At 40.9% G+C, this 20,096-nt stretch carries 19 protein-coding genes, 2 tRNA genes and 1 pseudogene; 20 read left to right on the top strand and 2 right to left on the bottom strand.

Annotated features, from left to right (window positions below; genetic code table 11):
* The 4 genes and pseudogenes from fic to GOM48_RS03930 all read left to right on the top strand — a co-directional run bounded on the left by fic (position 1) and on the right by GOM48_RS03930 (position 2,651).
* Positions 1-601, top strand: a pseudogene (fic, locus tag GOM48_RS03915) (protein adenylyltransferase Fic).
* Positions 602-683: 82 nt separating this feature from the next.
* Positions 684-1,196, top strand: coding sequence for a hypothetical protein (locus GOM48_RS03920; RefSeq protein ID WP_235098734.1), 513 nt, complete (start codon positions 684-686; stop codon positions 1,194-1,196).
* Between the two features lie 89 nt (positions 1,197-1,285).
* Positions 1,286-1,822, top strand: a complete 537-nt coding sequence (locus GOM48_RS03925; RefSeq protein WP_235098496.1) for a GNAT family N-acetyltransferase — start codon at positions 1,286-1,288, stop codon at positions 1,820-1,822.
* Between the two features lie 16 nt (positions 1,823-1,838).
* Positions 1,839-2,651, top strand: a complete 813-nt coding sequence (locus GOM48_RS03930) for an aminoglycoside 6-adenylyltransferase (RefSeq protein WP_235098498.1) — start codon at positions 1,839-1,841, stop codon at positions 2,649-2,651.
* Between the two features lie 9 nt (positions 2,652-2,660).
* Here the strand turns inward: GOM48_RS03930 and GOM48_RS03935 are convergent, their stop codons facing one another.
* On the bottom strand, positions 2,661-2,906 hold the full coding sequence (locus tag GOM48_RS03935) for a hypothetical protein (RefSeq protein ID WP_158085827.1): 246 nt from the start codon (positions 2,904-2,906) through the stop codon (positions 2,661-2,663).
* 465 nt (positions 2,907-3,371) lie between these two features.
* On the opposite strand from GOM48_RS03935, the gene parC reads away from it, so the two are divergent.
* The 15 genes from parC to GOM48_RS04010 all read left to right on the top strand — a co-directional run bounded on the left by parC (position 3,372) and on the right by GOM48_RS04010 (position 18,229).
* The gene (parC, locus tag GOM48_RS03940; protein ID WP_235098500.1) at positions 3,372-5,852 is read left to right on the top strand and encodes a DNA topoisomerase IV subunit A; all 2,481 of its coding nucleotides are present in this window, start codon (positions 3,372-3,374) and stop codon (positions 5,850-5,852) included.
* A 129-nt stretch (positions 5,853-5,981) separates the two neighbouring features.
* On the top strand, positions 5,982-7,004 hold the full coding sequence (locus GOM48_RS03945) for a branched-chain amino acid aminotransferase (protein ID WP_195594303.1): 1,023 nt from the start codon (positions 5,982-5,984) through the stop codon (positions 7,002-7,004).
* A gap of 111 nt (positions 7,005-7,115) precedes the next feature.
* Positions 7,116-7,346, top strand: coding sequence for a DUF2969 domain-containing protein (locus GOM48_RS03950; protein WP_000037107.1), 231 nt, complete (start codon positions 7,116-7,118; stop codon positions 7,344-7,346).
* 49 nt (positions 7,347-7,395) lie between these two features.
* Positions 7,396-7,476: transfer RNA gene (locus GOM48_RS03955), tRNA-Tyr, on the top strand.
* Positions 7,477-7,485: 9 nt separating this feature from the next.
* Positions 7,486-7,557, top strand: a tRNA-Gln gene (locus GOM48_RS03960).
* Positions 7,558-7,720: 163 nt separating this feature from the next.
* Positions 7,721-8,923, top strand: coding sequence for a 30S ribosomal protein S1 (gene rpsA, locus GOM48_RS03965; RefSeq protein WP_001001617.1), 1,203 nt, complete (start codon positions 7,721-7,723; stop codon positions 8,921-8,923).
* An 82-nt stretch (positions 8,924-9,005) separates the two neighbouring features.
* Positions 9,006-9,503, top strand: a complete 498-nt coding sequence (locus GOM48_RS03970) for a GAF domain-containing protein (RefSeq protein WP_125416830.1) — start codon at positions 9,006-9,008, stop codon at positions 9,501-9,503.
* Positions 9,503-11,161 (top strand): DNA polymerase III subunit gamma/tau, encoded by a 1,659-nt coding sequence (gene dnaX / locus GOM48_RS03975; RefSeq protein ID WP_235098502.1) that lies wholly within the window; start codon positions 9,503-9,505, stop codon positions 11,159-11,161. The genes GOM48_RS03970 and dnaX overlap by 1 nt, the downstream gene beginning before the upstream one ends.
* A 27-nt stretch (positions 11,162-11,188) precedes the next feature.
* Positions 11,189-11,383, top strand: coding sequence for a DUF3272 family protein (locus tag GOM48_RS03980; protein WP_049536602.1), 195 nt, complete (start codon positions 11,189-11,191; stop codon positions 11,381-11,383).
* Positions 11,384-11,533: 150 nt separating this feature from the next.
* Positions 11,534-12,304 carry a Fe-S cluster assembly ATPase SufC gene (gene sufC / locus GOM48_RS03985; RefSeq protein WP_000114489.1) on the top strand — a complete coding sequence of 257 codons (771 nt, stop codon included), beginning with the start codon at positions 11,534-11,536 and terminating at the stop codon, positions 12,302-12,304.
* Positions 12,305-12,331: 27 nt separating this feature from the next.
* On the top strand, positions 12,332-13,594 hold the full coding sequence (sufD, locus tag GOM48_RS03990) for a Fe-S cluster assembly protein SufD (RefSeq protein WP_125416834.1): 1,263 nt from the start codon (positions 12,332-12,334) through the stop codon (positions 13,592-13,594).
* Between the two features lie 10 nt (positions 13,595-13,604).
* On the top strand, positions 13,605-14,831 hold the full coding sequence (locus GOM48_RS03995) for a cysteine desulfurase (protein ID WP_235098504.1): 1,227 nt from the start codon (positions 13,605-13,607) through the stop codon (positions 14,829-14,831).
* Positions 14,818-15,258 carry a Fe-S cluster assembly sulfur transfer protein SufU gene (gene sufU, locus GOM48_RS04000; RefSeq protein WP_143989688.1) on the top strand — a complete coding sequence of 147 codons (441 nt, stop codon included), beginning with the start codon at positions 14,818-14,820 and terminating at the stop codon, positions 15,256-15,258. The genes GOM48_RS03995 and sufU overlap by 14 nt, the downstream gene beginning before the upstream one ends.
* Positions 15,259-15,293: 35 nt before the next feature.
* Positions 15,294-16,706 (top strand): Fe-S cluster assembly protein SufB, encoded by a 1,413-nt coding sequence (gene sufB, locus GOM48_RS04005; RefSeq protein ID WP_000797062.1) that lies wholly within the window; start codon positions 15,294-15,296, stop codon positions 16,704-16,706.
* Positions 16,707-16,831: 125 nt separating this feature from the next.
* Positions 16,832-18,229: an APC family permease gene (locus GOM48_RS04010; RefSeq protein WP_038805392.1), complete on the top strand. Its 1,398-nt coding sequence runs from the start codon at positions 16,832-16,834 to the stop codon at positions 18,227-18,229.
* 22 nt (positions 18,230-18,251) lie between these two features.
* Here the strand turns inward: GOM48_RS04010 and GOM48_RS04015 are convergent, their stop codons facing one another.
* A complete protein-coding gene (locus GOM48_RS04015; protein ID WP_038805389.1) occupies positions 18,252-19,100 on the bottom strand; it encodes a YitT family protein in 849 nt (282 codons plus the stop codon).
* Between the two features lie 143 nt (positions 19,101-19,243).
* On the opposite strand from GOM48_RS04015, the gene GOM48_RS04020 reads away from it, so the two are divergent.
* Positions 19,244-20,080 (top strand): DegV family protein, encoded by an 837-nt coding sequence (locus tag GOM48_RS04020; protein WP_000195450.1) that lies wholly within the window; start codon positions 19,244-19,246, stop codon positions 20,078-20,080.
* Positions 20,081-20,096: the final 16 nt, after the last annotated feature.

A 20,096-nucleotide genomic window follows, 5' to 3' on the forward strand; every position in this document is an offset into this window, starting at 1 on the left:
ATGGTATTGGAAAATAAACTAGGCATTACAAACTCAGCCCAGTTGGCAGATGCAGAAGAAAAACTGACAAAAAATAAGCCGCCCTTCTTTTTCAGACAGGAGCTTTGTTTAAGATGGAAGTTGGTACTTTTGCAGGGCTGTCTGCTATTCACCGTTATCTCTTTTCCAGCATCTATGATTTCGCTGGAAAGATCCGTGATGTCAATAGTGCAAAGGATAACTTTCAATTTGCCCCCGTATTTTTTTAGAACAATCCTTACAGTATATTGATAAACTTCCTCATGACAATTTTGATCAAGTGGTTGATAAGTGTGCGGATATGAATATTGCCCATCCTTTCCGTAAGGGGAATGGGCGCGCCATGCGGATTTGGCTAGATTGTATGCTTCGTGAGAAGCTGGGTAAAGTGGTAGATTGGAACGCCATTGATAAGGATGAATACCTGAATGCCATGAAGCGTAGTGCAGTGTCGACTGGAGAACTCAAGTATCTCCTCTTGAATAATCAAACTGAAGACCTCACTCAGGCCTGTTTCTTTAAGGGTGTGGATGCTTCATATTATTACGAAGGACACAGACTTTACCAGACAAGGGAGTTATGAAGTTCAAGTAAAGGTGACGATCATCTTTTGTATGTAAACAATCGCTAAAACTATTGGAGGTGCGGTATTGATTACGTTATTAATGTTGCCTTTTTTCCTTGTTCTCCTAGCCATTTTTGGAATTATATATGATTTAATTACTAATAAAGGTAGAAAAGAGTGTGCTCGCACAGTATCCTTGTTTATATTGAACATCCTCACTATTGCTATCTGTCTATTAGATCTACCAATGGAAAGTAAACCATACTCAGGAATAGGGTTTATCTTATTTTATGCACTTGCTTTCACTCCTTTGATGATTGTTTTCTCACTATATACCCTCTATAGAATTGGAAAACATTATAGGTATTTTAAGAGTAAGTTTGCTATAACACTTTTATTCAATGCTATTTTGCTTTTCCTTCTTTCATTAGTAAATACTTTTGTATTATGGAGAAGCTTTAAAATATATCATAGAAACGATATGAATTTGTTATATTTTATTTTAATCGTTTTGGGGATTTGTTCAACTATCCAATTGATAGTAGGCGAACTTGAGAAGAAAAGAATACGAGACATCCAAAAACAAGAGGAGCTAGATAGTTATGAAAAATAACTCTATAAAAGATATGTGTAGACAACATAGAAGTGAAGCGCAAATGCAGAGGAGTTGTGAGGTAAGAAAGTTTGCAGAGGAGTGTTTAGATGACTATTCTTGAAACAGACCGTCTCATTATACGGGACTTGCAAGAATCTGATTTGCCGACTTTGATCGCTATGAATCAGGATCCGGAGGTCATGCAGTATTTCCCAAAGCCGTATAGTCAAGCGGAGTCCTTGCGGCTTTATCAGGGCATTCAAGATGAAGTTAAGGCTTATGGATACAGTCTTTGGGCTGTTGAAGAAAAGGATAGTCAGGAGTTTGTCGGCTTGGTAGGTCTGCACCATTCGGATTTACGGATTTTTGCTGGAAAAGAAGTTGTAGAAATCGGCTGGCGTCTGCGAAAAGAGTTTTGGAATCGTGGTTATGCGACGGAGGCTGCCCAAGCCTGTCTAGACTTCGCTTTCCAGCAAGCTGGCTTATCAGAAGTTTACTCTTTTACATCCTTACTCAATCTCCCTTCGCAAAAAATCATGCAAAAGCTAGGCATGGAATTTGTCAAAGAATTCGATAATGAAAAAGTTCCAGCAGCCAGTCCCCTTTATAGACATGTCCTCTACAGAATCAAGAATCTCCACTAAAAAGGCAGGTATTCCCATGAGAACTCAACCCCAAATGCTTGATTTAATTTTACAAATCGCAAAAGTGCTCCAAGTCGAGGCTGTCGCCATGTCCGGTTCACGGACAAATCCAAAGGCTCCAAAAGACGAGTTTCAAGATTATGATGTTGTTTTTGTCGTGGACGACTTAGATAATCTGACGAGTGACCTTTCTTGGCTGGACCAGTTTGGCAAACGTATCATTGAGCAGCATAATATCTTAGGAAACCGTCGTCTCTTCCTCATGCTCTTTGAAGATGGTAACCGTATAGATTTGACTTTATGTCCTAAAGAGTATATCAAGGAGTGGGTAGAAAGCGAAGCGGATTTCACGGTGCTAGAAGACCCTAAGGGATTGTTTGAGTACTATACTACAAATCCTCAACGTTACTGGACAAGTCCAGCTAGTCAGATAGCTTTTGAAACAGCCTGCAATGAATTTTGGTGGGTTTCCGCATATGTAGTGAAGGGAATCTGTCGCAAGCAACTTCTCTATGCAACTGACCATCTTTACGGTGTTTGTCAACAAGAACTCTTGAAGGTCTTAGCTTGGCAGGTCGCAAGTGAGATGGGAAAGGTCGATATCGGCAAGAACTACAAATATCTTTTCCAGTATTTACCTACAGAGAAAGAGAAGGAATTCTCAGCTCTACTTGATTTTTCAAGTGTAGAGAAACTTACTCAGTCATTGTTTGCTACCATGGAACTTTTCCATCAAGAGGCTCAATTCCTTGCTCACAAGATGGGATTTGACTATGATATGAAAGTATCTGAGAAGATGATTAAGTATGCTGGGGAGAGGTTGAACTAGTATGTTAGATTATGTATTTGCTACATTTTTTATGGGATTCCCAGGAGTACAAATTTTAGTATTGGTGTCCTCTATATTTCTAGCTATCAAAAGAAATAAGTTACATAAAAGGGTGTATGGATTATTTTTCCCGATTATTATAACGATGTGTAATATTTGGCTTATTTCAATAGATCGAACAGAGCTTTTTGATGATGCTTTAAGATTTTCTTTCTTTCTAATTTCTTTTTGTTTACCTATGCTTATTTCTTCCATGCTCTATCACTCCATACGCTTATATTATTTATACAAATCAATCAAGTGGAGAGTCTTCCCTGTAAGTTTCTGTTATTTATTCGGTTTAATTTTTCATTATCTTAATACAATGCATTGGGAGGAGCTATTTCGAGGGCAAAAGTTTATGTTTAATATCTTGCTGATATCAACTGCTATAGTTTCTTATTTATCTTGTCAATATTTGTACACACTTCAAAGAAGAAAGAATAATCCATAGGAAATAGATGCTTTTGCTTAATCTAAATAAGTGTTTGTGAATGACTTAAATAGTATCTAAAAATATTTTTCTTAATACCAATTTTAATATAAAAACCACTCTACATTCTTTGAAAGGAGTTGAACACGCCCTAAATGCTGTGTGAAAAAGATAAATTCTCTTGTGAGCATCGCTCACTGCAATAGTTTCCTATTTTCACTTTGCATTTTACGGGCTTTGTATCCTATATGAGTAACATTCAAAACATGTCCCTTGAGGACATCATGGGAGAGCGCTTTGGTCGCTACTCCAAGTACATCATTCAAGACCGGGCTTTGCCAGACATTCGTGATGGCTTGAAGCCGGTTCAGCGTCGTATTCTTTATTCGATGAATAAAGATGGCAATACCTTTGATAAGAGCTACCGTAAGTCAGCTAAGTCTGTCGGTAACATCATGGGGAATTTCCACCCCCACGGCGACAGTTCTATCTATGATGCCATGGTTCGTATGTCTCAGGACTGGAAAAATCGTGAGATTCTAGTTGAAATGCATGGTAATAACGGTTCCATGGATGGTGATCCGCCTGCGGCGATGCGTTATACTGAGGCGCGCTTGTCTGAGATTGCTGGTTATCTTCTTCAGGATATCGAGAAAAAGACAGTTCCTTTTGCTTGGAACTTTGACGATACCGAGAAAGAGCCGACGGTTTTGCCAGCAGCCTTTCCCAACCTCTTAGTCAATGGTTCGACTGGGATTTCGGCTGGATATGCTACGGATATTCCACCGCATAATTTGGCTGAGGTTATCGATGCGACAGTTTACATGATTGACCATCCGACTGCCAAGGTTGATAAACTCATGGAATTCTTGCCTGGACCAGACTTCCCTACAGGAGCTATCATCCAAGGGCGTGATGAAATCAAGAAGGCTTATGAAACTGGGAAAGGGCGCGTGGTTGTTCGTTCTAAGACGGAGATTGAAAAGCTAAAAGGCGGTAAGGAGCAAATCGTTATCACTGAGATTCCTTATGAAATCAATAAGGCCAATCTGGTCAAGAAAATCGATGATGTTCGTGTCAATAACAAGGTGGCTGGTATTGCTGAGGTTCGTGATGAGTCTGACCGTGAAGGTCTTCGTATCGCTATCGAACTCAAGAAAGATGCTAATACCGATCTCGTTCTTAACTATCTCTTCAAATATACTGACCTACAAATCAATTACAACTTTAACATGGTGGCGATTGACAATTTTACGCCTCGTCAGGTTGGGATCGTCCCAATCTTATCTAGCTATATAGCCCACCGTCGTGAAGTGATTTTGGCTCGTTCCCGCTTTGACAAGGAAAAGGCTGAAAAACGCCTCCATATCGTTGAAGGTTTGATTCGCGTGATTTCGATTTTGGACGAAGTCATTGCTCTTATTCGTGCTTCTGAGAACAAGGCTGACGCTAAAGAAAATCTCAAGGTCAGCTATGAGTTTACTGAGGAACAGGCTGAGGCCATCGTTACCTTGCAACTTTACCGTTTGACCAATACAGACGTGGTTGTCTTGCAGGAAGAAGAAGCAGAACTTCGTGAAAAGATTGCCATGCTTGCTGCTATCATCGGTGATGAACGAACTATGTACAATCTCATGAAGAAAGAACTCCGTGAGGTCAAGAAGAAATTCGCGACACCACGTTTGAGTACTTTGGAAGATACTGCAAAAGTAATCGAGATTGACACAGCTAGTTTGATTGCCGAGGAAGATACCTATGTCAGCGTGACTAAGGCAGGTTATATCAAGCGTACCAGCCCACGTTCCTTTGCAGCATCCACTCTGGAAGAAATTGGCAAGCGTGATGATGACCGTTTAATCTTTGTTCAATCTGCCAAGACAACCCAACACCTCTTGATGTTTACAACTCTTGGAAATGTCATTTATCGACCAATCCATGAGTTAGCAGATATTCGCTGGAAGGACATCGGAGAGCACTTGAGCCAGACCATTACAAACTTTGAAACCAATGAAGAAGTTCTCTATGTCGAAGTCGTGGATCAGTTTGATGATGCTACAACCTACTTTGCTGCAACTCGTCTTGGTCAAATCAAGCGCGTAGAACGAAAAGAATTCACTCCATGGCGGACCTACAAGTCGAAGTCTGTCAAGTATGCTAAGCTCAAAGACGAGACAGACCAGATTGTAGCAGTGGCTCCGATTAAACTAGATGATGTACTCTTGATTAGCCAAAACGGTTACGCCCTTCGTTTCAATATCGAAGAGGTTCCGGTTGTTGGTGCCAAGGCTGCGGGTGTCAAGGCTATGAACCTGAAAGCAGATGATGTACTTCAGGCTGCCTTTATCTGTAACACCTCATCCTTCTACCTCTTGACCCAACGTGGAAGCTTGAAACGTGTTTCTTGTGAGGAAATTCCAGCAACCAGCCGTGCCAAACGAGGTCTACAAGTCTTGCGTGAGTTGAAAAACAAACCGCACCGTGTCTTCTTAGCAGGAGCAGTTGCAGAGCAAGGTTTCGTTGGTGATCTCTTTAGTACAGAAATGGAAGAAAACGACCAAACGCTGCTTGTCTTATCTAATAAGGGAACAATCTATGAAAGCCGATTGCAAGATTTGAACTTGTCAGAACGTACTAGCAACGGAAGCTTTATCTCAGACACTATTTCAGATGAAGAAGTTTTTGATGCTTACCTCAAAGAAGTCTTTAAAGAGGATAAAGCGAGTTCATAAAGAAATCAGTCCAAGTGACTGATTTCTTTATGTTGAAAAAATTTTCAGAAAATTACAAATAATACTTGAAATTTTACTAGAAAAGTGTAGAATAGAACACATAGTTTGAATAGTATAAAGGAGAAACACATGACAGTTGCAATTGATTGGGAAAATCTTGGATTTTCTTATATGAAATTACCTTATCGTTATATCGCTCATTATAAAAATGGTCAATGGGATCAAGGAGAATTGACAGAGGATGCAACCTTGCATATTTCAGAGTCTTCTCCAAGTCTCCACTATGGACAGCAAGCATTTGAAGGATTGAAAGCCTATCGTACGAAGGATGGCAGTATTCAACTTTTCCGTCCTGATGAAAACGCCAAGCGTTTGCAACGTACCTGCGACCGTCTTTTGATGCCTCAAGTACCTACAGAAATGTTTGTGGAAGCTTGTAAAGCAGTTGTGCGTGCAAATGAAGAGTACGTACCACCATACGGAACAGGTGGAACCCTTTATCTTCGTCCACTTTTGATTGGTGTTGGAGATATCATCGGGGTTAAACCAGCAGAAGAGTATATTTTTACTATCTTTGCTATGCCAGTTGGTAACTACTTTAAAGGTGGATTGGTTCCAACGAATTTCTTGATTCAGGATGAATACGATCGTGCAGCTCCAAATGGTACGGGTGCGGCCAAGGTAGGTGGGAACTATGCTGCTAGTCTCCTTCCAGGTAAAATGGCCAAGTCTCGCAACTTTTCAGACGTTATCTACCTAGACCCATCTACACATACAAAGATTGAAGAAGTCGGATCAGCCAACTTCTTTGGAATCACGGCAGACAATGAATTTGTTACGCCATTGAGTCCGTCCATCTTGCCATCCATTACCAAGTACTCTTTGCTTTACCTGGCAGAGCATCGCTTGGGCTTGACACCGATCGAAGGCGATGTCCCAATTGATAATTTAGATCGTTTTGTAGAGGCAGGTGCTTGTGGTACGGCAGCGGTTATTTCGCCAATTGGAGGTATCCAACATGGCGATGATTTCCATGTTTTCTATAGTGAAACAGAAGTAGGTCCTGTTACACGTAAACTCTATGATGAATTGACGGGTATCCAATTTGGTGATGTAGAAGCACCAGAGGGATGGATTGTCAAAGTGGACTAAAAGACATGAAGTAAAGAAGAACTCCATAGCAGTTGTAACGCTGAAATGGAGTTTTTTCTTGCTAGTTTGAGCATTTTCTTGTACAATAGAAAAAGTGAAGAGAGGTAAAGTATGAGTAAAAAAGATAAGAAAATTGAAATCCAATTAACTGATGCAAAAGTGACTGTTGGAAAAGACAGTTATGAAGGTTACGTTTTGACAATCGGGAAAAAGGTCATTGGTGAAATTGCCGAATTAGATAGTCAATTTGCCATCATAAAGAATGGAAATGTCGATAGTTTTTATAAAAAACTTGAAAAAGCTGTGGAAATTTTGATTGAAAACTATAATTTAACAAAATAATGCTTGTTTTTTTGAAAATTTCATGATATAATAGTTTTCGTTAAGCATTGGAGAGATAGCGAAGAGGCTAAACGCGGCGGACTGTAAATCCGCTCCTTCGGGTTCGGGGGTTCGAATCCCTCTCTCTCCATCTCATCATTGGGGTATAGCCAAGCGGTAAGGCAAGGGACTTTGACTCCCTCATGCGTTGGTTCGAATCCAGCTACCCCAGTTCTTAGGTAATAAATTCAAGATAAAAAGAAAAATATCTTAGGGTATTTTATTTTTATATTGAAAGACGTGAACAATACGAACATGTTCTTGCGGGTGCTTAGGAAAAAAATTATAAGTATGTCAAGTTTTGGAAAAGACTTGATTGTTGGAGGATTTTTTAGATGAATGAATTTGAAGATTTGCTAAATAGCGTTAGCCAAGTTGAGCCTGGTGATGTTGTTAGTGCTGAAGTATTGACAGTTGATGCGACTCAAGCTAACGTTGCAATCTCTGGAACTGGTGTTGAAGGTGTCTTGACTCTTCGCGAATTGACAAACGATCGCGATGCAGATATCAATGACTTTGTGAAAGTAGGAGAAGTATTGGATGTTCTTGTACTTCGTCAAGTAGTTGGTAAAGATACTGATACAGTTACATACCTTGTATCTAAAAAACGCCTTGAAGCTCGCAAAGCATGGGACAAACTTGTAGGACGCGAAGAAGAAGTTGTTACTGTTAAAGGAACTCGTGCCGTTAAAGGTGGACTTTCAGTAGAATTTGAAGGTGTTCGTGGATTCATCCCAGCTTCAATGTTGGATACTCGTTTCGTACGTAACACTGAGCGTTTCGTAGGTCAAGAATTTGATGCTAAAATCAAAGAAGTTGATCCTAAAGAAAACCGCTTCATCCTTTCACGTCGTGAAGTTGTTGAAGCAGCAACTGCAGCAGCTCGTGCTGAAGTATTCGGTAAATTGGCTGTTGGTGATGTCGTAACTGGTAAAGTTGCTCGTATCACTAGCTTTGGTGCTTTCATCGACCTTGGTGGTGTTGATGGATTGGTTCACTTGACTGAATTGTCACATGAACGTAACGTATCACCTAAATCAGTTGTAACTGTTGGTGAAGAAATCGAAGTGAAGATCCTTGATCTTAACGAAGAAGAAGGACGTGTGTCACTTTCACTTAAAGCAACAACACCTGGACCATGGGATGGCGTTGAGCAAAAATTGGCTAAAGGTGATGTAGTAGAAGGAACAGTTAAACGTTTGACTGACTTCGGTGCATTTGTTGAAGTGTTGCCAGGTATCGATGGACTTGTTCACGTATCACAAATTTCACACAAACGTATCGAAAATCCAAAAGAAGCTCTTACTGTTGGTCAAGAAGTTACTGTTAAAGTCCTTGATGTTAACGCTGACGCAGAACGCGTATCACTTTCTATCAAAGCTCTTGAAGAACGTCCAGCTCAAGAAGAAGGACAAAAAGAAGAAAAACGCGCTGCTCGTCCACGTCGTCCAAAACGTCAAGAAAAACGTGATTTCGAACTTCCAGAAACACAAACAGGATTCTCAATGGCTGACTTGTTCGGTGATATCGAACTTTAATCAAATTGATAATCACAAAATCCTTTGTTTAAAACAAGGGATTTTTCTTTTGTCTCTTTCTCATTTTTGATATAATAGTTCTATGTTAGATTCAGAAAAACAATCACAATATCAATTGTTAAACGAGGAACTCTCTTATTTACTAGAGGGTGAGAGCAACGTTCTTGCCAATCTTTCGAATGCTAGTGCCCTCCTAAAATCTCGCTTTCCGAATACTGTATTTGCAGGTTTTTATCTGTTTGATGGTAGCGAGTTGGTTTTAGGGCCTTTTCAGGGTGGTGTTTCTTGCATTCGCATCCCACTTGGAAAAGGTGTGTGTGGAGAAGCTGCTGAGTTTCAAGAGACTGTTTTAGTAGGGGACGTGAGCACCTATCCAAACTACATTTCTTGCGATAGTAAGGCCAAGAGTGAAATCGTAGTTCCCATGCTCAAGAATGGTCGATTGCTAGGTGTCTTAGACTTGGACTCTTCTCTTATTGAGGATTATAATGCCATTGACCGCGATTACTTGGAACAATTTGTCGCTATTTTGCTTGAGAAGACAGAATGGGACTTTACGATGTTTGAGGAGAAAGCCTAATGTATCAAGCACTTTATCGAAAATATAGAAGCCAAACTTTTTCACAACTGGTAGGTCAAGAGGTTGTGGCTAAAACCCTAAAACAAGCAGTCGAGCAGGAAAAGATTAGTCATGCTTATCTTTTCTCAGGTCCTCGTGGAACTGGGAAAACCAGTGTAGCTAAGATTTTTGCCAAGGCCATGAACTGTCCCAATCAAGTGGACGGTGAACCATGCAATAACTGTTATATCTGTCAGGCAGTGACAGAAGGTAGCCTAGAAGATGTTATCGAAATGGATGCCGCTTCGAATAACGGAGTTGATGAAATCCGAGAAATTCGCGATAAATCTACCTATGCTCCTAGCTTGGCTCGCTATAAGGTCTACATTATTGACGAGGTTCATATGTTGTCTACAGGAGCTTTTAATGCGCTTTTGAAGACTTTAGAAGAACCAACTCAAAATGTTGTCTTTATCTTGGCGACCACTGAATTGCACAAGATTCCTGCAACTATTTTATCGCGTGTCCAACGTTTTGAGTTTAAATCGATCAGAACGCAAGATATTAAAGAGCATATCCAAACAATTTTGCAAAAAGAGAATATCAGTTCTGAACCAGAGGCTGTGGAAATTATCGCTAGACGGGCTGAAGGTGGGATGCGGGATGCCTTGTCCATTCTGGATCAAGCCTTGAGTTTGACACAAGGGAATGCTTTGACCACAGCCATCTCTGAGGAGATTACAGGTACCATTAGTCTATCAGCACTTGATGACTATGTAGCTGCCTTGTCTCAACAGGATGTTCCAAAAGCTCTTTATTCTTTGAATCTTTTGTTTGAAAATGGCAAGAGCATGACTCGTTTTGTGACGGATCTCTTGCAGTATTTGCGTGATCTACTGGTTGTTCAGACAGGTGGTGAAAATACTCATCATAGTCCAGTTTTTATGGACAATCTAGCTTTATCTCAGGAAAGTCTCTTTGAAATGATTCGTCTAGCGACAGTAAGCTTGGAAGATATGAAAGCTAGCCTGCAACCTAAGATTTATGCTGAGATGATGACCATTCGTTTAGCTGAGATTAAGCGTGAGCCAGCGCTTTCAGGAGCTGTTGAAAGTGAAATTTCTGCACTGAGACAGGAAGTCGCCAGTCTCAAACAAGAACTTGCCAATGTGGGCACAGCTCCTAAACAAGTTGCGCCAGTTCCTAGTCGTCCAGCCCCTTCCAAGACAGTCTATCGAGTAGATCGTAATAAAGTTCAGTCTATCCTGCAAGAAGCTGTCGAAAATCCTGATTTGGCACGGCAAAACTTGATTCGCCTTCAGAATGCATGGGGAGAAGTGATTGAAAGCTTAGCTGGTCCGGATAAGGCTCTGCTCGTTGGTTCTCAGCCAGTTGCGGCCAACGAACACCATGCTATTTTAGCCTTTGAATCTAATTTCAATGCTGGGCAAACCATGAAACGGGATAACCTAAATACCATGTTTGGCAATATTCTCAGCCAAGCAGCTGGATTTTCACCTGAAATTCTGGCTATTTCCCTAGAGGAATGGAAAGAGGTTCGAGCAGCATTTTCAGCTAAAAACAAGTCTTCTCAAGCTGAGCAAGAGGTAGAAGAAGAGAGCTTGATTCCAGAAGGATTCGAATTTCTGGCTGATAAAGTTATGGTCGAAGAAGACTAAAAGTGGATTTCATGGTACAATAACCCTATGACTAGACAACAATTTATCATAATAGCATTATTCACGGCTGCTGAGACTTATTTTTTCAATGAATCTTTGATGACTGGTCGCTACGTTATGGCAGCTTTTTGGGCGATTTTACTCTTTCGAAATTTTAGGTTAAGTTATGTAATGGGAAAAATAGTAGACGCCATTGATCAGCACCTAAACCGCAAGGATTAGCCCCCAGCTTCTAGACAAAATCAAAGCCTTTTGGGCTTTTTTTTGTTATACTAGTAGAGTATATTTATTGACCTTTTGTCCTATTTTTTAGGGATTGTAAGCAATTTCCTAAAGTATTGAGCAAAATGTTTGAAAAAGAAAGGAACTATCATGTCAGTATTAGAGATCAAAGATCTTCACGTTGAGATTGAAGGAAAAGAAATTTTGAAAGGAGTCAATCTGACTCTAAAAACAGGAGAGATTGCAGCTATCATGGGACCAAATGGTACTGGGAAATCGACTCTTTCTGCAGCTATTATGGGGAACCCTAACTATGAAGTTACCAAAGGTGAAGTATTGTTTGATGGTGTAAATATTCTTGAATTGGAAGTGGACGAGCGTGCGCGTATGGGACTTTTCCTTGCTATGCAATACCCATCTGAAATTCCTGGAATTACCAACGCTGAGTTTCTTCGTGCAGCCATGAATGCTGGTAAAGAAGATGATGAAAAGATTTCAGTTCGTGAATTCATCACTAAACTAGACGAGAAGATGGAATTGCTCAACATGAAAGAAGAAATGGCTGAGCGCTACCTCAACGAAGGTTTCTCTGGTGGTGAGAAAAAACGGAATGAAATTCTTCAACTCTTGATGTTGGAACCAACTTTTGCCCTTTTGGACGAGATTGACTCAGGTCTTGATATTGATGCTCTTAAAGTCGTATCGAAAGGTGTGAATGCTATGCGTGGCGAAGGTTTTGGTGCTATGATTATCACTCACTACCAACGTCTTTTGAACTACATCACACCAGACGTGGTACACGTGATGATGGAAGGTCGTGTTGTCCTTTCTGGTGGTCCAGAATTGGCTGCTCGTTTGGAACGTGAAGGATACGCAAAACTAGCTGAAGAACTTGGCTACGACTACAAGGAAGAATTGTAATTCCCTCGTATCTTTTAGGAGAAGTAAATGACTAAAGAAACTATTAAACTTTTTTCAGAAATGCATGCTGAACCAAGCTGGTTGGCTGACCTCCGTCAAAAAGCTTTTGATAAGATTGAGAGTTTGGAATTGCCAGTTATTGAGCGTGTGAAATTTCACCGTTGGAATCTAGGTGATGGAACGATTACGGAAAGTGAACCTTCAGCAAATGTTCCTGACTTCACGGCTTTAGATAACCACTTGAAGTTGGTGCAAGTAGGAACGCAAACTGTTTTTGAGCAAACTCCAGTTGAGTTAGCTGAACAGGGGGTTGTCTTTACAGACTTCCACTCAGCTTTAGAAGAAATTCCAGAGCTTATCGAGGAATTCTTTATGTCATCTGTTAAGTATGATGATGACAAGTTAGCAGCCTACCATACAGCTTACTTTAACAGTGGTGCTGTTCTCTACATTCCTGATAATGTTGAGATTACAGAACCAATTGAAGGTATTTTCTACCAAGACAGCGATAGCGATGTGCCATTTAACAAGCATATCCTTATCATTGCTGGTAAAAACAGCAAGATTAGTTATCTTGAACGTCTAGAGTCAAGAGGTGGAGGTAGTGCAAAAGCAACTGCCAATATCACAGTTGAAGTGATTGCTCGTTCTGGTGCGCAAGTGAAGTTTGCGGCTATTGACCGTCTAGGTGAAAATGTCACTGCCTACATTAGCCGTCGTGGTAAACTAGGCAACGATGCAAGCATTGACTGGGCAATCGGTGTTATGAATGAAGGAAACGTCGTTGCGGACTTTGATAGCGATTTGATTGGTAACGGTAGCCATGCTGACCTTAAAGTCGTAGCTCTTTCAAGTGGTCGTCAGGTGCAAGGGATTGATACCCGTGTAACCAACTATGGTTGCAACTCTATCGGAAATATCCTCCAACATGGGGTTATTCTTGAAAAAGCAACTTTGACTTTCAACGGTATTGGCCACATTATCAAGGGTGCTAAGGGAGCAGATGCGCAACAAGAGAGCCGTGTTCTCATGCTTTCAGACCAAGCACGTTCAGATGCCAACCCAATTCTTTTGATTGATGAAAATGACGTAACTGCAGGTCACGCGGCCTCTATCGGTCAGGTAGATCCAGAAGACATGTACTACCTTATGAGCCGTGGCTTGGATAAGGCAACTGCAGAACGCTTGGTTGTTCGTGGTTTCCTTGGATCCGTTATCGTTGAGATTCCGGTCAAGGAAGTTCGAGATGAAATGATTGCAACTATCGAAGAAAAATTGTCAAAACGCTAAGGGGAAGCCTATGTTAGATGTAGAAGCGATTCGCAAGGATTTTCCAATTTTGGACCAGATTGTCAACGATGAACCTCTGGTCTATCTGGACAATGCTGCGACGACACAAAAACCACTAGCAGTTCTTGAAACGATTAACCGCTACTATGAGCAGGACAATGCCAATGTTCACCGTGGTGTTCATACCTTGGCGGAGCGAGCAACAGCTTCTTATGAAGCTGCTCGTGAAACCATTCGTAAGTTTATCAATGCAGGCTCTACAAAGGAAGTTCTCTTTACCAGAGGAACGACAACCAGTCTTAACTGGGTGGCACGCTTTGCTGAGGAAATTCTCACTGAAGGAGATCAGGTCTTGATTTCAGTAATGGAACATCATTCCAATATCATTCCATGGCAGGAGGCTTGTCGAAAGACTGGGGCAGAGCTTGTCTATGTCTATCTCAAGGACGGAGCTCTGGATATGGATGACTTGCGCGCTAAATTGACTGATAAAGTCAAATTTGTCTCCCTAGCTCACGCCTCCAATGTTCTTGGTGTGGTCAATCCGATCAAGGAAATCACTCAATTAGCCCACCAAGTTGGAGCTATCATGGTAGTGGATGGTGCTCAATCTACGCCTCATATGAAGATTGATGTTCAGGACTTGGATGTGGACTTCTTTGCCTTTTCAGGTCACAAGATGGCTGGTCCTACAGGCATCGGTGTGCTTTACGGCAAAGAGGAGTATCTGGAGCAAATGCCACCAGTTGAATTTGGTGGTGAGATGATTGATTTCGTCTATGAGCAATCTGCTAGTTGGAAGGAATTGCCTTGGAAATTTGAGGCTGGAACGCCTAATATGGCAGGCGCTATTGGACTTGCTGCCGCAGTGGATTATCTTGAAAATCTTGGGATGGATGCGATTGAAGCTCATGAACAGGAATTAATCTCATACGTATTTCCAAAACTGCAGGCCATTGAAGGATTGACTATTTATGGTTCTCAGGACTTGGCTCAACGTTCAGGTGTTATTGCCTTTAACTTAGGAGATCTTCATCCTCACGATCTTGCGACGGCTCTGGATTATGAAGGAGTAGCAGTTCGTGCAGGTCACCACTGTGCGCAACCCTTGCTTCAGTATTTGGAAGTCCCTGCAACAGCTCGTGCAAGTTTTTATATCTACAATACTAAGGCGGATTGTGACAAACTAGTCGATGCCTTACAAAAGACAAAGGAGTTTTTCAATGGCACTTTCTAAACTAGATAGCCTTTATATGGCAGTGGTGGCAGACCATTCGAAAAATCCACATCACCAAGGGAAGCTGGAAGATGCTGAGCAAATCAGCCTCAATAATCCAACCTGTGGGGATGTCATCAACCTCTCTGTCAAGTTTGATGCAGAGGATCGTTTAGAGGATATTGCTTTTCTAAACTCGGGTTGTACCATCTCAACTGCCTCTGCTAGCATGATGACAGATGCAGTTTTAGGGAAGACCAAGCAAGAAATTCTAGAACTTGCAACCATCTTTTCTGAAATGGTTCAGGGGCAAAAGGATGACCGCCAAGACCAACTCGGGGATGGTGCCTTCTTGTCAGGTGTTGCCAAATTCCCGCAACGGATAAAGTGTGCAACCCTAGCTTGGAACGCTCTTAAGAAGACAATTGAAAATCAAGAAGATAAATAAGAAACATAGAAATATATAATGAAAGAAAGGATATTATGGCTGAAGAAAGAGTAGAACCAAAACCAATTGATCTTGGTGAATATAAATTTGGTTTCCATGATGATGTAGAGCCTGTCCTATCGACAGGAAAAGGACTCAACGAAGGTGTTATTCGTGAATTATCTGCTGCCAAGGGTGAGCCAGAGTGGATGTTGGAATTCCGTTTGAAATCTTATGAAACCTTCAAGAAAATGCCTATGCAAACTTGGGGAGCGGACTTGTCAGAGATTGACTTTGATGACTTGATCTATTACCAAAAACCATCTGATAAACCAGCCCGTTCTTGGGATGATGTACCTGAAAAGATCAAAGAAACCTTTGAACGTATCGGGATTCCAGAAGCTGAACGTGCTTATCTAGCTGGAGCTTCTGCCCAGTACGAGTCAGAAGTGGTTTATCATAACATGAAAGAAGAATTTGAGAAGTTAGGCATTATCTTTACAGATACAGATTCTGCCCTCAAGGAATACCCAGATTTGTTTAAACAATACTTTGCGAAGTTGGTACCACCGACTGATAACAAGTTGGCAGCCCTCAACTCGGCAGTATGGTCTGGTGGAACCTTTATCTACGTACCAAAAGGTGTAAAAGTAGATATTCCACTTCAAACTTACTTCCGTATCAACAACGAAAATACTGGTCAGTTTGAACGTACCTTGATTATTGTTGACGAGGGAGCAAGTGTCCACTACGTAGAAGGATGTACTGCGCCAACATATTCAAGCAACAGCTTGCATGCTGCTATTGTAGAAATCTTTGCCTTGGACGGAGCTTATATGCGCTATACGACTATTCAGAACTGGTCTGATAATGTCTATAACTTGGTAACGAAACGTGCCAAAGCCTTGAAAGATGCTACTGTTGAGTGGATTGATGGAAACTTGGGTGCCAAAACAACCATGAAATACCCATCTGTTTATCTAGATGGAGAAGGAGCGCGTGGAACCATGCTCTCTATCGCCTTTGCCAATGCAGGACAACACCAAGATACGGGTGCTAAGATGATCCACAACGCTCCACATACAAGCTCGTCTATCGTGTCTAAATCCATCGCTAAAGGCGGAGGAAAGGTGGACTACCGTGGACAAGTAACCTTCAACAAGAACTCTAAGAAATCTGTTTCTCACATTGAGTGTGATACCATTATCATGGATGACTTATCAGCGTCAGATACTATTCCATTTAATGAAATTCACAACTCGCAAGTTGCTTTGGAACACGAAGCCAAGGTATCTAAGATTTCAGAGGAACAACTCTACTACCTCATGAGTCGTGGTTTGTCAGAATCTGAAGCAACCGAGATGATTGTCATGGGATTTGTCGAACCCTTCACAAAAGAACTTCCAATGGAATACGCAGTTGAGCTGAACCGCTTGATTAGCTATGAAATGGAAGGGTCTGTTGGGTAAGAATATGCAAAATCTGAACAGGAATCCTTCCTGTTCAGATTTTTTTCAAAAAAGAACCTAATAAATATTCACAAAAGTGCTTTTATATGGTAAAATAAAACAATTACATTTAGTGGAGATGAAGTATGAATATTTTTAGAACCAAGGATGTTAGTCTGAGACAGACAGAGATGCATCGCCATTTGAAATTGTGGGATTTGATTCTATTAGGAATCGGTGCTATGGTAGGGACGGGGATTTTCACCATTACAGGAACAGCGGCAGCTACACTAGCTGGTCCATCACTAGTGGTTTCCATCGTGATTTCTGCCCTATGTGTTTCTCTATCAGCCCTCTTTTTTGCAGAATTTGCTTCTCGTGTGCCTGCTACTGGTGGCGCTTATAGTTATCTCTATGCGATTTTAGGAGAATTGCCAGCCTGGATTGCTGGCTGGTTGACCATCATGGAATTTATGACAGCTGTTTCAGGTGTGGCGTCTGGCTGGGCAGCTTACTTTAAGGGCTTACTCAGTAATTATGGTATTTCCATGCCCCAAGCCTTAAATGGTACTTTTAACCCTGAACAAGGCACCTATATCGACCTTTTACCTATTTTGGTGCTTGCTTTGGTAACAGGATTGGTTTTATTAAATTCCAAGGCAGCCTTACGCTTTAATTCGCTTTTAGTGGTCTTGAAATTCTCAGCTCTCGCCTTATTTATCCTAGTTGGTATTTGGTATATCAAACCTGAAAATTGGTCGAATTTTGCTCCTTTTGGTTTTGGTCAGTTTTATGGAGGAAGTACTGGGATTATGGCAGGAGCCTCTTTGATGTTCTTCGGTTTTCTCGGTTTTGAGTCAATTTCCATGGCAGTTGATGAAATTCAAAGTCCGCAAAAAAATATTCCTCGCGGAATTGTGCTTTCTCTGACAATTGTCACTATTCTCTATGCCTTGGTAACAATAGTATTGACTGGGATTGTTCACTATAGCCAACTCAATGTGGATGATGCAGTGGCCTTTTCATTGCGTAGTATCGGAATTGGCTGGGCAGCCAACTACGTTTCATTGGTGGCCATTCTAACCCTGATAACCGTATGTATTTCCATGACCTACGCTCTGTCTCGAATGATTTACAGCTTAGCACGTGATGGTCTTTTACCTCGAAGTTTTAAACAGCTAAGTAAAACTAGCCGAGTTCCAAAGAATGCGACCATCTTAACAGGAGTTGCTTCAGCCATTGCAGCAGGAGTCTTTCCGCTAGCCAGTATCGCTGCCTTTTTAAATATCTGTACGCTAGCTTATCTCATTTTGCTTGCCTACGGTATTATCAAGCTCAGAAAGGATAAGGGCATGCCAAAAGAAGGAGAATTCAAAACTCCTTTAGTGCCGCTTTTGCCAGTCCTTTCCATTCTTATCTGTCTTTCCTTTATGCTTCAGTATACCAAGGAAACATGGATTGCCTTTGGACTTGCTTTGTTGGTTGGACTAGTGATTTACTTTACTTATGGCTATCGTCACTCTACACTTTCTGAAGAAGAATAAAAGCTGGGAATTCCCAGCTTTTTTAATCTTTTACATAAGTAAATCCTTCCCCCAGAATTTCATGAGCCTCTGTGATGGTGATAAAGGCTTGAGGATCGACTTGGTGAATCAAATCCTTCATTTTAACGATTTCATTTCGACCGACGATACAGTAGATAATTTTTAAATCCTTTTTGCTGTAGTAACCTTGACCAGATATAAAGGTTACGCCGCGTCCGAGTTCATCGTTAATTTTTTCGGCTAACCGATCTGGAAATTGAGTTATAATCATAAATCCTTTACCAGCATAACCTCCTTCACCGATCAGGTCGATAACACGAGCGATGATAAAGTCAAATAAGAGGGTATAAGTCACTAGGCGCAAATCTTGGAAGATAATCAAAATCAACATTAGAATAATGAAATCAAGCGAGAAAAGCAATTTTCCAATTGAGATATTGGTGTATTTGTTGAGGATGCGAGCAACAATATCTGATCCACCTGTTGTACCACCAGCATTAAAGATAATTCCTAAACCAACTCCCAGTAAAACACCAGAAACTAAAGAGACAATAATGAGATCACCTTGCAAGTCAAATTGTAAAGGAATTCGTTCAAAGACAGCAAGCCAGATCGAGAGGGAAATGGTTCCCAAAAGGCTGGAGTAGAGCGTTTTAGGACCAAAAATCTTCCAGGCCAAGATAAAGAGAGGGATGTTAATCAAGAGATTCATCACTGAGACAGGAATTTTAAAGAGATAGAAGGTAATCAATGTGATACCAGTTGCTCCGCCTTCAAACAAATGATGAGGAACTACAAAATAGGTGAGACCAAAGGCATAAATAGCTGCCCCAAGTATGATAGTGACAATAGGCTGAACTTTTCGGATCATGATTCTCCCTCGCTTTTCTATAGATAGATTATACCAAAATTCCAAGCTTTTTCATTGGATTCATTATGATTTTTTAACAATTTTTTGATATAATAAAGGTGATAAATCCCTATCTTATTGAGAAGAATAGAAAGATTGAAGATATGACACAAGTAAAAATTGTAACGGATTCCTCTGTTACTATTGAACCAGAAGTGGTTAAAGAATTAAATATCACCGTTGTTCCTTTATCTGTGATGATTGATGGTATCCTTTATTCTGATGCAGATTTGAAAGAGGGAGAATTCCTTCATCTTATGCAGCAAAGTAAAAACCTACCCAAAACCAGTCAGCCTCCAGTGGGAGTATTTGCTGAAGTTTTTGAAGAACTAGGTAAAGACGGCAGTCAGATACTCGCTATTCACATGTCCCATGCTTTGTCTGGAACTGTTGAAGCTGCTCGCCAAGGAGCAAGCCTCTCTAGCGCTGATGTGATCGTTATTGATAGTTCTTTTACAGATCAGGCGATGAAGTTTCAAGTTGTTGAAGCTGCTAAACTTGCCCAAGAAGGCAAAGATTTAGAAACTATCTTGGCACGTGTGGAAGATGTGAAAAATCATACTGAACTTTATATCGGTGTTTCGACTTTGGAAAATTTAGTCAAAGGTGGTCGTATTGGGCGTGTGACAGGCTTGATCAGTTCTCTGTTAAATATTCGTGTAGTAATGCAGATGAAAAACCACGAACTGCAACCTATTGTAAAAGGGCGCGGTGCTAAGACATTTAAAAAATGGCTTGACGAGTTGGTCGAGACCCTTTCTCATAAATCGGTTGCAGAGATTGGAATTTCCTACGCTGGTACCAATGAATGGGCCAATGAGATGAAGAATGTTTTACAAACTTATGTCGAAAAACCAATCTCAGTACTGGAAACAGGCTCCATCATTCAAACCCACACAGGTGAAAATGCGTGGGCCATCTTGGTTCGATATCATTCCTAAAAAAATAGAGAAAAAT

It is taken from the genome of Streptococcus oralis, assembly GCF_021497885.1.
GTDB lineage: Bacteria > Bacillota > Bacilli > Lactobacillales > Streptococcaceae > Streptococcus > Streptococcus oralis_BQ.